Origin of the sequence: Nonomuraea sp. NPDC050383, from assembly GCF_044459125.1 — a bacterium.
GTDB lineage: Bacteria > Actinomycetota > Actinomycetes > Streptosporangiales > Streptosporangiaceae > Nonomuraea.
Genome location: NZ_JBITIP010000002.1, coordinates 771156 through 785420, shown reverse-complemented (window position 1 = coordinate 785420; position 14265 = coordinate 771156). Strand labels below are relative to the sequence as shown.

The 14265-nt window shown below is 74.8% G+C and carries 10 protein-coding genes; 6 read left to right on the top strand and 4 right to left on the bottom strand.

Annotation, left to right across the window (positions count from 1 at the left end):
* Positions 1–188 precede the first annotated feature (188 nt).
* Positions 189–632, bottom strand: a complete 444-nt coding sequence (locus tag ACIBG4_RS08245) for a hypothetical protein (RefSeq protein WP_397201230.1) — start codon at positions 630–632, stop codon at positions 189–191.
* A 106-nt stretch (positions 633–738) separates the two neighbouring features.
* Entirely contained in the window at positions 739–1701 is a 963-nt protein-coding gene (locus tag ACIBG4_RS08240; RefSeq protein ID WP_397201229.1) for a winged helix DNA-binding domain-containing protein, read from the bottom strand.
* A gap of 92 nt (positions 1702–1793) precedes the next feature.
* On the opposite strand from ACIBG4_RS08240, the gene ACIBG4_RS08235 reads away from it, so the two are divergent.
* From ACIBG4_RS08235 to ACIBG4_RS08225, 3 genes are all read left to right on the top strand, one after another.
* A complete protein-coding gene (locus ACIBG4_RS08235; protein ID WP_310717416.1) occupies positions 1794–2993 on the top strand; it encodes a hypothetical protein in 1200 nt (399 codons plus the stop codon).
* Positions 2990–4747 (top strand): hypothetical protein, encoded by a 1758-nt coding sequence (locus ACIBG4_RS08230; RefSeq protein ID WP_397201228.1) that lies wholly within the window; start codon positions 2990–2992, stop codon positions 4745–4747. The genes ACIBG4_RS08235 and ACIBG4_RS08230 overlap by 4 nt, the downstream gene beginning before the upstream one ends.
* Before the next feature lie 148 nt (positions 4748–4895).
* Positions 4896–8081 (top strand): chromosome partitioning protein ParA, encoded by a 3186-nt coding sequence (locus ACIBG4_RS08225; RefSeq protein WP_397201227.1) that lies wholly within the window; start codon positions 4896–4898, stop codon positions 8079–8081.
* Positions 8082–8124: 43 nt separating this feature from the next.
* Here the strand turns inward: ACIBG4_RS08225 and ACIBG4_RS08220 are convergent, their stop codons facing one another.
* Together ACIBG4_RS08220 and ACIBG4_RS08215 are read right to left on the bottom strand one after the other, a co-directional pair.
* Positions 8125–9408: an adenosylmethionine--8-amino-7-oxononanoate transaminase gene (locus tag ACIBG4_RS08220; RefSeq protein WP_397201226.1), complete on the bottom strand. Its 1284-nt coding sequence runs from the start codon at positions 9406–9408 to the stop codon at positions 8125–8127.
* Between the two features lie 11 nt (positions 9409–9419).
* The gene (locus ACIBG4_RS08215; RefSeq protein WP_397201225.1) at positions 9420–10796 is read right to left on the bottom strand and encodes a citrate/2-methylcitrate synthase; all 1377 of its coding nucleotides are present in this window, start codon (positions 10794–10796) and stop codon (positions 9420–9422) included.
* Between the two features lie 79 nt (positions 10797–10875).
* On the opposite strand from ACIBG4_RS08215, the gene ACIBG4_RS08210 reads away from it, so the two are divergent.
* The 3 genes from ACIBG4_RS08210 to ACIBG4_RS08200 all read left to right on the top strand — a co-directional run bounded on the left by ACIBG4_RS08210 (position 10876) and on the right by ACIBG4_RS08200 (position 14132).
* Positions 10876–12105 carry a LeuA family protein gene (locus ACIBG4_RS08210; protein ID WP_397201224.1) on the top strand — a complete coding sequence of 410 codons (1230 nt, stop codon included), beginning with the start codon at positions 10876–10878 and terminating at the stop codon, positions 12103–12105.
* 297 nt (positions 12106–12402) lie between these two features.
* Entirely contained in the window at positions 12403–13404 is a 1002-nt protein-coding gene (locus ACIBG4_RS08205) for an SIS domain-containing protein (protein ID WP_397201223.1), read from the top strand.
* A gap of 68 nt (positions 13405–13472) precedes the next feature.
* The gene (locus ACIBG4_RS08200) at positions 13473–14132 is read left to right on the top strand and encodes an HAD family hydrolase (RefSeq protein WP_397201222.1); all 660 of its coding nucleotides are present in this window, start codon (positions 13473–13475) and stop codon (positions 14130–14132) included.
* Positions 14133–14265: the final 133 nt, after the last annotated feature.

Below are 14265 nucleotides of genomic sequence, written 5' to 3'. Positions count from 1 at the left end.
TTGGCCGGTAGCAGCGGTGCGACACGTTCCCACGCAGCATCCGTTAACTCATGGCGACGAACCATGTACCCATCGAGCCACGCCCGAGCTCACCGCGCTGCCCGAATCGGCGAATCAGGCGGCTAAACACTCCTTCTGATCCACAAAACACTGCCTAGGGCCTGGACGGACTGTGGTCCCGCTCGGGCTCAGGAGCGGCCGCCTCCGCTCAGTTGGACGAGGTCGTTGCCGCCGACGACGAATCGCACCTTGACGTCCGGGGAGTGGGTCGTGCCCTCGATCGCACCGGCGACTCCGCGCACCTCCAGCGGCCCGGTGCCGCCGTCGATGACGATGTCGGCGCCGAACACCCTGATGAGGACGCCTGTGTCCTCCGGCACGTCGAGGACCAGGTCGATGCGGCTCCTCTGCAGGAAATAGCGCAGGGCGGACGACGAGGTGACGCGCAGGACATCGCCCTCGACAGTGGCCCGGGCGCCCAGCGTGGCGACATCACCGAGTGCCGTGACTTTCACCGTGTCGGTGTCGATGGCGTTGATCCTGATGTTGCCGCCCACGATACGAATCTCGACCCGCTTGATCTGCCCGGGCCGGGTCGAGCGGAATACCTCCACCGTGCCATCGGACGACATCGTGGTCTCCTCGTGGGTCCCGGGATGCGCGCTCTGGATGGTCCCATGATGAACCACATCAGCGCACATGTCCCGGTCCGAACCCCGAACAGGCTCCAGGGCGTTCTCAGCCCAGGAAGCGGCGGACGTCGGCGATCTCCTCCGCCAGGGCCTCCGGCGGCAGGGAGCCGAAGGGTCTCACGGTCGCCTGCGCGCCCCTGCGCTCCCAGACGCCCACGGCCACGCCGCCGGCCAGCACCACGGGCCGCAGGATCCCGCCGCCGGGGAACACCTCGCGGGCGTGCGCGGCCGGCACGACGGGGTCCCGGCTCCTCCAGCCGAGCAGGAACTCGTCGAAGGCGGGCACCAGCCGTACCGGGGCCGCCTCCGTCGCTGCCGGTCCCGCCTCCGGGGCCGCGCTCAGACGCCACGCCGTACGGGCCTCTCCCAGGGCGAGCCCGGACCAGGCGGCCAGGTCCTCCGGCTCGGACGGCCGGTGCGCGCGGCGGTAGCGGCGCGCCAGCTCGGCCAGCGCCCGCTCCCGGTCCGGCTCGGGCCTGACCGGAGCGCCGAGCCAGTCCCCGGCGTGGACGTACGTGGGCTTGCCGCCCCGGGGCGGCGCGAGGACGGCCAGCCCGTGGAAGGCGGCCAGCGCGACCAGATGGACGACGCCCTGCCCCCGTGCCCGGCCCGCCAGCCGCTCCTCCAGCTCCGCCTTGGTGAGCGGGCCCTGGCCGGCCAGGGCCCGCACGATCAGGGGCAGCAGGTCGTCGCCGGTGACGCCCTCCTGGCGCAGGCGGCGCAGGGTGCCGGTGTCGCGCCGGGTGAGGGCGTGCAGCCACGGCAGGTCCTCGGCGTGGACGAAGTGCAGGGTGCCGCGCGGCCCCCAGGTCCGCACGATCTCGCCCGCCTGCCACGCCGCCTCGACGTCCGCGACGCGGAGGGTGGCCGACCGGGCGCGGAAGGCCAGGTACGCGGAGGTGACGTCCTGGGCCTGCACGGCCGGCAGCCGCCGCACCACGTCACCGGCCCCCAGGCCCGGCGGCCGGTGCAGCAGCTGCGCCTCGGCGCTCCTCACGCCCGCGCACATGACGTCACGGCCCGCTCCTTTCGCGCACGGCCGAGGCCCGCCCGCCCCGTGGCGGTCCGAGAATGTCGGCCGGAAGCCTTACCTTAGAGCGCGTGCCCGATCAGCCCCTGACCCTCGACGCCGCCCTCTCCGACGAGGCGGTCCTGTCGACCTACCGCCGCATGTTCGCGGCCCTGGCCCGTGACAGCGGGGCCGTGGTGGACGACCCGGCCCTGGTCGACATCGCGGAGACGTTGTTCGCCGCGTTCGCCGAGGCGGGCGAGGAGTGGCTGACGCACGAGCAGATGCGCTTCGCCTGCCGGGCCTATCCGGGTGACCAGTTCGACAACCGGCTGCGGGTGCTCAAGGGGCTCGGGGCCATCCGCGAGGTGTTCCCCAAGCCCAACCAGCTTCGCTACCGGGCGTCGTTCACCAGCGTGGTGGGGCTGATGTTCATCAGGCGGATGATGGACGACGGCGGCCAGTCCGAGATGCACCGGCTGCTCGCCCTCGAGGACCTCAACGTCGCCGACCCGCGCACCACCATGGACGAGGCGCGGCAGAGCGCGGCCAACCTCGCCCGCGCGTTCCGGCTGTGGGCGCTGGAGCTGATCACCCTCACCACCGGCACGATCGAGGAGCTGCGCGAGCAGGCACCCAAGCTGTGGGGCACCGAGGAGATCGCCCGCCGCGCCCAGAGCCTGCACGGCACGATCCTGACCCGCTGGCCGGAGCTCGACCGGGTCTGCACCGACCTGCGGGCCGCGATCTACGCCTACAGCGACGCCTCACGCCGGGCGGCCGGCCGCCTGGCCGACTCGGCGGGCACGACCCGCAACCTGACGCTGCTGCCGACGGAGGCGTGGCGGACGTTCACGCAGACGGCCTCGAAGGAGCGGCTGGCGGCGGTGCTCGACGGGTTCGTGTTCGACGCGCCGGCGCCGTGGCACGACCCGGCGGCGATCGCGCGGGCCGTGGACGAGGCCCCGCGCCCCGCCCCGGCGCAGCCCACTCCCCCGCGCTCGGCCCTGCCGGACCCGGGGCCGCAGGACTCGCTCGACTCCTCGCCCGGGGCCGCCGTGGAGCGCCTGACGGCGCTGGCGGAGTCGCTGCTCGGCCCGTCGTCCCAGGTGGCGCTGGCCGACGTGCTCGGCGCCGACTGGCCGTCCGCCCGCCGCCTGCTCGCCGACCTGACCACGATCGACCTGCGGCCGGAGCTGCCATACCGGCTGACCTGGTCGGACGAGCTCACGATCGACCCGGACCACGAACCGGCCTGGCTCTCGCACGGCTGCCTGGAGCGCACCTCATGACGCGATTTCCGAGGCGCGCGCCGGCCGACGGCGCCGCCGCCCATCTGCTGGCCCGCGCCGGCGGCCCCCTTCCGCTCGGCCCGGGGGCGGCCGCGCCGCCGGGCATGCTCCGGCTGACCCGGCCGGACTCCACCGGCCAGGCGCTGCCAGTGTGGCCGGACGGCGTCACCCCGGCGCTGCTGGAGGAGCACCAGGTGGCGCCGGTGGCGGTGGAGCGCTCCGGCGAGACCCGCCGTGTCCTGGCGGCCTGCCTCAAGTGCTGCTGGACCGACCAGTCCGTCGACCCGTGGCCCGGCGATCCCGCGCCGGTGGAGCTGGTGCTGGCCACCTACCGGGCGCTGATCGGGCGCACGGACGACCTCATGCGCAACTGGGCGGTGGGCGCGCTGCGCCGGCTGCACGACTCGGCGTGGGTGGTCATGGCCGACGGGCTGGTCACCCTGGGCCCGAGGTGCGCGCTGTGGCCGGTGTCGTCGCTGGCGCAGCTCAAGGAGCTCGTACGACGGATCCCGGAGCCGGAGCGGCAGGAGCTGACGGTGGTCGCGGACGCCGACATCGTCGCCGCGGCCCGCGCGACACCGGCCGCCGCGACACCGGCCGCCGCGCCGCCGGACCTCGCGGCACCGGTCACCACGACGGGCCCGGGTCCGAGCGCGCACGCCGAGACCGGCGGCGGCGTGGCGGCGGGTGACGCGGCCGAGGGCGGGCGGGCCGGAGCACAGGCCGCATCCCCTACGGCGGAGACGGCGGCGTCCTCGGCGGTGGAGGCGACCGCATCCCCTGCGGCGGAGGCGGCGGTGTCCTCGGCCGCAGGGGCGCCGATCGTGTCGCCGGGCGTCGGGGGGCGGGTCGAGGGCGGGGAGGCGGAGTTCGACGACCTCCTCGGCGCCTACGACGAGCGGCGGCGCGCCGAGTTGGTGGCCGCGTTCATGGTGGTGGAGTACGCGGCCGAACCCGTGCAGGAGGCGCGGTTCGCCGCCCTGCGCGACCCTGCGCTGCGGCACACGCTCGGCGAGATGCTCGCCCGGCGCGGCCGCACTCTCATCCAGCACCGCGAGCGCTGGATCTCCGGTTACGCCGACGAGACCGCCGCCCGGGCCTTCCGGGATCTCCGCGACCCTGGCGCGACCCCCTCTCTCGACGGCTCCGCCGCGGCGCGAAGCGTCGTCCTCCCCGGCGACCCGGCCGAGGAGACCCCCGACGCGCGGCCGGACACCGCCGCGCATCCCGAGGCCGCCGCACAACCCGAGGCCGCCGCGGGCGGCGAGGGCTCGACCGGGTCGTCACCCGTCGGTGGCGGCCCGGGCGGGAGCGCGTCGGGCGGCGGCGCAGCCGGGGGCGGCCCGGTCACTCCGTCGGGCAGGAGCCGGGGCCCGCGGGACCCGGTGCGGCTGGGTGAGGCGGAGCGGGCGGTGCTGACGTTGGTGCTCGTGCACTCCGTGGCGATCCCCCGGGCGGAGGGGGTGCTGCCGGAGGACACGTGGCTCTCTCCCCATGCCACACCCGTCGAGGAGCTGCGGCGTCACACCCAGGTGCCGATCGGTGAGCTGGAGGGGGCGCTGCGGGTGCTGCGGCACGCCGGGCTGGTCGCCCAGGTGAAGGCGGGCGAGGAGGCGGGCGGGTACGTGCCCGGGTCGCAGTTCCACCGGCTCACCCCGGCGGCGCGACGGCGGTTGCAGGAGGAGCTGATCCTGGCGGCCGGGCCGCACACACCGCTGGCGACGGCCGTACGTGCTCGAAGATCCGCCGGGTAGGGCCGCCCGGCCGTGAATGGGCCGGTGGAAGGCGGGACCGCCCGGTCCTGAAGGGACGGGTGGAGAGGTGTGGAGCTGTCCGGCGGCGGGCCGAGGCAGTGCATGGCGTGACGGCGTAGGAAGGGTGGCGGGAGTTCGAGTGTCGCAGATGGAGAACGTGGTCGGGGACCGGGTGCTGATCGCCGTGCAGGCGGTCAACATCTCACGGCTCTCGACCCATCCGGTGCCGACCGTCCCGGGCACGCTCATCGTCGTCGCCGGCGCGGGGCCGAAGGACTCCAACGGAGCGGGCAAGTCGTCGTTCATCGCGTCGATCACGGCGTTGCTGGGCGACGAGCAGTGGCGGTTCGCCTCGGGCGCCAAGGCGGTGTCGGAGCTGCTGTTCAACGCGGAGCTGGCCAGCGGGGCGGGCGGACGGCAGTGGGCGAGCGCCGACCACGGCTACATCGTGGGAGTGTTCGGCCCGCCGGAGGTGCGTGCGGGTGACTTCTCCCGTGTCCTGCCGCCTGGGGCCGGTGGGGGCGACGGTGGCGAGGACACCGGCGGCGGGGGTGGCGGGAGCACCGGCCTCAGCGGCGGGGGCGACGGTGGCGGCCTCAGCGGCGGTGGCGAAGGTGGCGGCCTCAGCGGCGGTGGCGAAGGTGGCGGGGGCGGAGGTGGCGGCCGCTCCAGCGGCGAGGGCGCCGGCGAGGACGGTGGCGGGGCGCTGGAGAGCGGGGAGTTGTTCGCCGTGCCCGACACCTCCGGCGGGGCCATGACCGTGTGGCTCCGCGTGAACCAGGAGGCGCCGCACCTGGAGATCCGCTGGCGTGACGGCGTCCACCTGGCGTCCGCGGCGTCCGAGGCCGAGCGGGTGGCCAGGGCCGACGAGATCTGGGCGTCCCTGCCCCGGTCCGCGGGGCGGCGTGACGTGGTGGCGCGTGACCTGACCAAGGTCCTGTACGGGGACCGGGTCCGCTGCGTGTCGTTCCTGTCGACGTCCGTGCGCAGCAAGGTGGCCACCAACCTGCTCTCCCAGCCGCTCAACGAGATCTCCCCGGAGCGGGTGTTCGAGGCGATCGCGGCGCTGACCGGGCTGGACGCCGAGCTGGAGCAGGAGCGCGAGGCACGCCGTGACGAGCACGCCAAGCGGGTGCGGGCCGCGCAGGCCGCCGAGCGGCTGGCGGAGTTCGAGGCGGAGTCGAAGGCGCTGCTGACCACGTTCGACCGCCGCGACCAGGCCCGGGTACGCCTGGCGGAGGCGCTGCGGTGCTGGCGCGGCAGGCAGGCGCGCAAGCTGGCCGACGCGGCGACCAAGGACGAGGCGCTGGCCGCGGAGCTCGAACGCCATCGCGCGGCCGGTGCGGCGGCGGCCGAGGCGATCGCCCTGGTCAAGGCCGAGATCGCCACCCTGAAGGACGACACGCTGGACCGGGGTGCCACCGAGGCGCGCAGGGAGCTGGCGGCGCTCCAGGCACGGGCCGCGAAGCTGGAGGCCGACCGGGCCGTGGCGGAGAACTCCGCCGACGAGCTGCGCGGCCGGATCCCGGAGCTGGAGGAGGCACGCCGGTTCGCCGACGGCCGTGACGTGCCGGCGGCGGAGCGGGAGCTGCGGGATGCGCGGCTGCGCCTGAACGAGGCGCTGAAGGCGCTCGGCGTCGCCGACCGGGAGGTGGCCTCCGCGCAGGCGGCCCTGGACGACGCCGAGGGCGGCCCCGCCGCCGTGCAGCTCAACGCGCTGGCCGCGGCCGGCCTGCACGCCACCGGCCTGCTGGACGCCCTGGACGTGGCCGAGCAGGCCCGCGACGAGTCCCGCGGCCCGGGGCTGGACCTGGGGGGGCTGCGCGGGTGGCCGCACGAGCACGCGGTGATCGTCGACGCCGGGCGGCTGGAGGAGGCGGCTCAGGCGCTGCGCGACCTGCCCGGCTCGGTGCTGGTGAGCGCCGCCGGGGTCAGCGTCGTCGGGGCGTTCGACGGGGTGGCGACCGGGCGCGAGGCGCGCATCAAGGCCGCCGAGCAGCGCCTGAACCGGGCCCGCGACACGCAGGAGACCGCGGCTCAGGTCGTGCACGACGAGGAGGAGGCCGTCGCCGAGGCGCAGCGGCGGCTCGACGGCGCGAAGGCCGGGCTGCGGCTCGCCGAGGTGGAGACGCGGTTGGCCGAGCGGCGGGCCCGGCTGGCCGAGCTGGCCGGCGCGCTGGAGGAGGTCGTCCCGGCGGTGGCCGAGGCGGAGCGGCAGGCGGCCGGGCTCGACTTCCGGGCCCGTACGCGGGACATGGAGATCGAGCGCCTGGAGGGCCGGCGGCAGCGGCACGAGGCCGAGCGCGCCCAGGCGCGGGAGCAGGAGACCCGCGTCGGCGGCGAGCGGGAGGCGCTGAAGCTGGCCGCGATGGCCGCCGACTGGGGCGGCACGGTGGAGACGGCACGCGAGTGGCTGCGGGCGCTGCCGGAGGAGGAGCGGCCGCGCGCCGCCGAGGAGTGGTGGCGGATCGCCGAGCGGCACTTCGACCAGGCGTTGCGCGACACGTTCCCGGAGGAGGACGCGGAGATCCCCGAGGAGCTGCGGTTCCTGCTGTCGGAGCGCGGCGGCAGCACGGCGCGCGAGCAGGCGACGTTCGCGGCGGTGTGCGGGGCGCTGGCGTCGTACCTGCGCGGTCAGGAGGAGTACGAGAAGCACCAGCGGCGGCAGATCGAGGCCCAGGTCGTGTCGAGGCAGCGCGACCTGGCGGCCGCCGACAAGGGCGCGGAGGAGGCCGCCCAGTCCACGGCGGTCCACCGGGCGGCGCTCAGCGCGGCGATCAAGGCGCGGCTCACCCGGGTGGCGGAGGAGTTCGAGAAGCTCGACACCTCGTACGGCGGCTACGGCGCGACGCTGGAGTTCCCGGTGCCGCCGGCGCCCGCCGACCCGGAGCAGCGCTGGCAGTGGCGGGTGACGCCGAAGTGGCGGCGGGGCGAGGGCCAGGGGTTCGTGCCGTACAACAGGCGGGCCAACACGGCGCTCATGGACGAGAAGGCGGTCAAGCTGGTGTGCGCGGCGGCGATCGCGTCGTCCGGCGGCGGCCACCTGTGCCTGGTGCTGGACGAGCTGGGCCGCAACCTGGGCAAGGAGCACCGGCGGGAGGCGGTGGCGCTGTTCCGGCGGATCGGCGAGACGTACGGGATCACGGTGATCGGGGCGCTGCAGGACGACATGGAGCCCTACGCGATCGACGCCTGCGGCCAGTACGTCAAGCTGCGGCGCTCGTCGGACGCCATGCCGTACAACGAGCCGCCGGTGATCGTGGGGCACGACCAGCACGCCGAGCGGGTGCGGGCGCTGGCGGCGTACGTGGCCAGAACGCCCGCCCCGGTGTGACCCTCCGCTGCTCGCCGCGGGTGGGTCCTGGCGCGTGCCCGGGTCAGGCGGCGCGGGCCGCCGCCAGGACCGCCGTGGTGATGCGGGCCAGATCGTCGTCGGAGGTGACGTACGGGGGCATCGTGTAGACGAGGTCGCGGAACGGCCGCAGCCACACGCCGTGCCGCACGGCCTCGCGGGTGGCCGCCGCCACGTCCACCGGGTGGTCGAGCTGCACCACGCCGATGGCGCCGAGCACGCGCACGTCGGCCACTCCGGGCAGCCCGGCGGCCGGGGCCAGGCCTTCGCGCAGGCCGCGCTCCACGCGCCGCACCTGGGCCCGCCAGTCGCCGCCGAGCAGCAGCGACAGCGACGCGTTCGCCGCCGCGGCGGCCAGCGGATTGCCCATGAACGTGGGCCCGTGCGCCAGCACCGGCACCTCCCCCCGCGAGATGCCGTCCGCCACCCGCTCGGTGCACAGGGTCGCCGCCATGCTCAGGTACCCGCCGGTCAGCGCCTTGCCGAGGCACATGACGTCCGGCGACACCCCGGCGTGATCGGCGGCGAACAGCTCGCCGGTGCGTCCGAACCCGGTCGCGATCTCGTCGAAGACGAGCAGGACGTCGTGCGCGCGCGTCAGCTCCCGCAGGTCCCGCAGGTAGGCGGGCGGGTGGAAGCGCATGCCGCCCGCGTTCTGCGCGACGGGCTCGACGATCACGGCCGCGATCTCGTCCGCGTGCCGGCCGAGCACCTGCGCGAGATGGTCGGTGTACGCGGGGTCGTAGGAGGAGGGCGGCGCGTCGGCGAACACCTGGCTCGGCAGGCTGCCGCCCCACAGCCCGTGCATCCCGCCCTCCGGGTCACACACCGACATGGGGTGCCAGGTGTCGCCGTGGTAGCCGCCCCGCCACGTCATCAGCCGCCGCTTGCCGGGCCTGCCCGCGGAGCGCCAGTACTGCAGGCACATCTTGATGGCCACCTCCACCGACACCGACCCCGAGTCCGACAGGAACACGTGGCGCAGCGGCTCCGGCGTGATCTCCACCAGGGTGGCGGCGAGGCGGACGGCCGGCTCGTGGGTGAGGCCGCCGAACATGACGTGCGCCATCCGGCCGAGCTGGTCGCGGATCGCGGCGTCGATCACCGGATGGGCGTAGCCGTGGATGGCCGCCCACCACGACGACATGCCGTCGACCAGCTCGCGCACCCCGCCGACCGGCTCGGCCAGGCGCAGCCGTACGCCCGACGCCGACTCGACGAGCAGCGGGGGGACCGTGCCGGGCATGGCGGCGTACGGGTGCCAGACGTGCTGACGGTCGAGCTCCAGCAGCTCGCTCGGGCCGGGCATGGGCGCTCCTGTCAGGTGGTGGCCGGGTGGTCGGGGGCGCGTTCGGGGGGCGGGCCGGTGTACGAGGCGCGCAGGCGCAGCAGGGAGCCCCTCTCGTACTCCTCCATGGCGTGCGCCAGCCAGCCGGCCGTCCTGGCCACCGCGAAGATCGCCTCTCCGGCGCCCGGCACCATCCCGGCGACGGCGGTGAGGGCGGCCAGGGCGAAGTCGACGTTCCGCTCGGGGAGGCGGCGCCTGCGGACCTCGTCGAGCACGGCCTGCGTGGCGGCGAGCCGCTCGTGGCCGGGCGCGGCCTCCCGGACGAGGGTGAGCAGGAGGTCGCCGCGGGCGTCGCCGTTCTTGTAGACGCTGTGGCCGAAGCCCGGTATGCGCTCGCCGCGCCGTACCCGGTCGGCGATCACGCGCGCCGCCCGCTCCGGCTCGGTCACCTCGCCCAGCAGGCGTTCGGCGCCGTACGAGGCGCCGCCGTGCAGCGGGCCGCCGAGCACGCCGAGGCCGGTGAGCACCACGGCGTACGGGTCGGCGCGGGCGGAGGCGGCGACCCGGGCGGCGAGCGTGGAGGCGGCCAGCTCGTGGTCGGCGAGGAGGACGAGCGCGGCGTCCAGGGCGGCCAGCAGGGCGGGCGTGGCGGGGCGCGGGCACAGCCGCGCCCACAACCGCTCGGCCAGCCGCCCCTCCCCCGGCCCGCCGCCCGTGCCGCCGGTCGACGGATCGGCGGCCGACGGGTCCGCAGCCGGCGAGTCCGCAGCCGGCGAGTCCGCGGCCGGTGGGCCCAGGGCCGGTGGGTCCGCGGCCGGTGGGCCCAGGGCCGGTGGGTCCGCGGCCGGTGGGTCCGCGGCCGGTGGGTCCGCGGCCGGTGGCAGGGCGTCGACGAGGCCCGCGATGAGGCGGCGGCCGGTGGCGGCCACCGAGACGGGGTCGAGCTGGTGGCGCAGCGAGTCGGACGCCCCCAGCACGGTGGTGATCACCTGGAGCCGGTCGAGCGGCGACAGGTCGGCGGGCAGGCCCCGCTGCGCCTGCACGGTGGCGCGCAACGCCTCGGGCTCGCTCTCCCAGGCGGCCTCGGGCCGGCCGGACGGGTCGCCGCTCCAGAGCCACTCGGCGACCGCCTCGAAGCCTGCCGTCCGGGCCAGCACGAGCGCGTCGCGCCCCCGGTAGTAGGGCCGGTCGAGGCCGAGGGCCGTGACGCCCGACTCGACGACCAGCTCCGGCGGCTGCCCGCGCGGCCGCCCGCGCCGCGCCAGCCGCTCGATCTCGCCGGCCTCGAACAGGCTCCTGCGGTCGTCGCCGTGCCGCCGCGTCAGCAGGCCGCGGCTGACGTACGCGTAGAGCGTCGCCGGCTTCACGCCGAGCCGCTCGGCCGCCGTGGCGGCGTCGATCCACTCCACGTCCGGCCTCCGCCCTTCACCTCTATGTTGACGAAAATCAATATTGATACACATTGAACGTCCATGTCAACGTGAGGACATGCCCCAGATTCACTTCCTCGACGTGACGAACCGGGACGGCGTGCAGACCGCGCGCACCGGCCTGTCCAAGTTCGGCAAGACCATGGTCAACTTCTATCTGGCCAAGCTCGGCGTGGCGCAGTCCGAGATCGGGTTCCCGTTCCTTTTCCACGAGGTCCCCTACGTCAGAGCGCAGGTGGCCCTGGCCGAGGCCGGCGCGTTCGGCGACCTGCGGCTGTCCGGCTGGTGCCGGGGCGTGGCGGCGGACGTGGAGCGCGCGGCACCCCTGGGCCTGCGCCACTACAACCTGTCGATCTCGACCTCCGACTACATGATCCAGAACAAGTTCCGGGGCCGGCTCGACCGTGACGCGATCGTCCGGGAGATGACCGCCGCCGTCCGGGCCGCCAAGGACGCGGGCGCCGAGACGGTCGGCGTGAACGCGGAGGACGGGTCGCGCACGGACGCCGGGTTCCTGACGGAGTTCGCGCTGGCGGCCAAGGAGGCGGGCGCCGACCGGGTCCGGTACTGCGACACGATCGGCGGCGACACGCCCGGCCGCATCCGGGAGCGGTTCGCCGGGCTGGCCTCGGCCACCGGCATGCCGGTCGAGACGCACTGCCACAACGACCTCGGGATGGCCGTGGCGAACTCCGTCTCCGGAGCTCTGGGCGACCTGGAGGCCGGGCAGGACGCGTGGGTCAACACCTGCGTCAACGGCGTCGGGGAGCGCTCGGGCAACGCCGACCTGCTGTCCACGATCCTGGCCTTCCGGCACGGGTTCGGGCTGGAGGCGAAGGACGCGGAGATCGGCGACCCGATCGACCTGTCGTGGGCACGCCGGTTCGGGCTGTGGGCGGCGTACGCGCTGGGCCAGCCGCTGCCGTACAACCAGGTGGGGGTGGGCCGGAACGCGTTCGCGCACGAGAGCGGCATCCACGCGGACGGCGCGCTGAAGGACCACGGCAACTACGAGCTGTACGACGAGGCGACGCTCGGGCCGTTCCCGGAGGACTGGCACGCCCGGGCCGGGCGGGTGGTGCTGACCGGCGAGTACGGCGGCAAGGCGGGGTTCCGGCACGTCATGGAGGGGCTGGGCGCCGAGGTGGGCGACGAGGACCTGACGTTCCGGCTGGTGCAGCTCTGCAACGCGATGACCGGCCGCCCGCTCACCGACGACGAGCTGCGGCTGATCGCCGCCCACCCGCGAGAGCTGTCGCTGCTGTTCCCCGGCTACGAGGCCGCCTGACCCGGGCCCCCGTTCCCCGTTCGCCGTAACCCGGCCGCCTGAGCCGGGCCCCCGTTCCCCGTGACGCGGCCACCCGAGACGGCCGTCCGGCGTGCGCCGGCGGCCGAACCGGCCGGATGGTGCCGCCGACGCCGCCGCACCCCCCGCCCTCCACGGCCGCCCGGTGGACCGGCGCCTCGCCGACATCAACGCCCCCTCTCCCCTTCCGGCTCTTGACGGGCTCTCCCTTCCAGTGAGAACGTTACCAACGCATTGTTGAGAACGTTCTCAAATTCTTGAGAAGCGAACGGAGAGACCGTGACCGACCAGCTGCCGCTCAAGCCCATCGAGTCCGACCTGACGGAGAAGGCGCGCCAGACCATCAGCCAGCGTCCCCAGCTGGAGGAGCTCGTCGCGGAGGCCATCGGCAAGGGCCTGCGCAACGTGTTCTTCGTGGGCGCGGGCGGGTCGCTCATCGCCGCCTACCCCGGCCACTACCTGCTGGAGCGCGAGGACACCGTCCCCGTCTACAAGCTCCAGAGCGACGAGCTGAACACCGGGCGCACCAAGCGGCTCGGCGAGGGCTCGCTGGTCTTCCTCGCCTCCTACACGGGCAAGACCAAGGAGACCGTGGCCGCCGCCCAGTACGCCCGCAGCACAGGCGCCACCGTGGCCGTGATCAGCAAGGAGGGCGGTCCGCTGGCCGAGGCGGCCAACGTCGCCTTCACCGGTCAGAGCGACCTGTTCCTGCAGCTCGCCGCGTACGCCGTCATGCGGCAGAGCGGCGTCGAGCGTGACTGGGCGCTGCTCGACCAGGCTCTGGAGGCGTTGCCCGAGGCGCTGCTGTCGGCCGCCCAGGAGCACGAGGACCGGGCCCGTACCGTCGCCGAGACGCTCAAGGACGAGCCCATCACCTACGTCCTCGGCTCCGGCCCCAGCTACAACTGGGCGTACGGGCTGGCCATGTGCTTCCTGCAGGAGATGCAGTGGAAGCACGCGGCGGCCTTCAACTCGGGCGAGTTCTTCCAGGGCGCGTTCGAGGTCGTCAACGACGACGTGGCGGTCATCAACCTGCTCGGCGAGGACGCGTCGCGGCCCATGGCCGAGCGGGCCAAGCGCTTCCTCGACACGTACGCGAGCAAGAAGACCTTCCACATCGACACGAAGAGCCTGACGCTGCCGGGCATCCCGGCGGAGCTGCGCGGCGAGGTGTCGCCGCTGGCGCTCGCCGTGCTGATGGACCGGGTGGCCCGTCACTACGAGGCCGTGCGCGGCCACGACCTGGACAAGCGCAACTACATGTTCAAGGTCGACTACTGATCCCGTACACGGAGACGACGACCCCCCGCCGGCGCTCCGGCGGGGGGCCCGTCATGGAAGGAGACCGTTTGCCCGTCGAGCTGGTGATCTTCGACTGTGACGGCGTGCTGGTCGACAGCGAGCGCATCTCGGTCCGTGTCGGCACGGCGGCGCTGCGCCGGCTGGGGTGGGACATCGACGAGCGCGAGTACGCCGCCAGGTTCGTGGGGTGCAGCGACGAGCACTGGTGGCGAGAGGTGGGCGCGAACGTCCCGCCGGGCTGGCGGGAGCGGCTGGCGGAGGAGCACGACACGGCCATGGAGGCCGGGCTGACGCCGGTGCCGGGCATGCCCGAGGCGCTGGAGGGCCTGACCGTGCCCGCGTGCGTCGCCTCCAACGGCGGGCACGCCAAGATCGCGCGTAGCCTGCGGCTGACCGGCCTGGCCGCGCGCTTCGCCGGCCGCGTCTTCAGCGCCGAGGACGTCGCCCGGGGCAAGCCGGCCCCCGACCTGTTCCTGCACGCCGCCGCCACCATGGGGACGCCGCCGGAGCGGTGCGTGGTGGTGGAGGACAGCCCCTTCGGGGTGCGGGCCGCGCGGGCGGCGGGCATGCGCTGCCTGGCGTTCACGGGAGGGCTCACGCCTCCGGAGCGCCTGTCCGGGCTGGGCGCCACGGGCCTGTTCGACGACCCCGCCGCCCTGCCGGGCCTCGTCGCCGCCCTCGACCGACAGCCGCCGCCACGCTTCTGACCTGCGCCGATCCCCCCATCAGGGGTGCGCCTGTGACGGTCGCCATGGGTCAGGTCACGACCGGGGACACTTATCGACTCCGGCGCCGACCTGGAGGACGCCCTCATCAGGCTCACCTCGCAGCGGAGCTGAC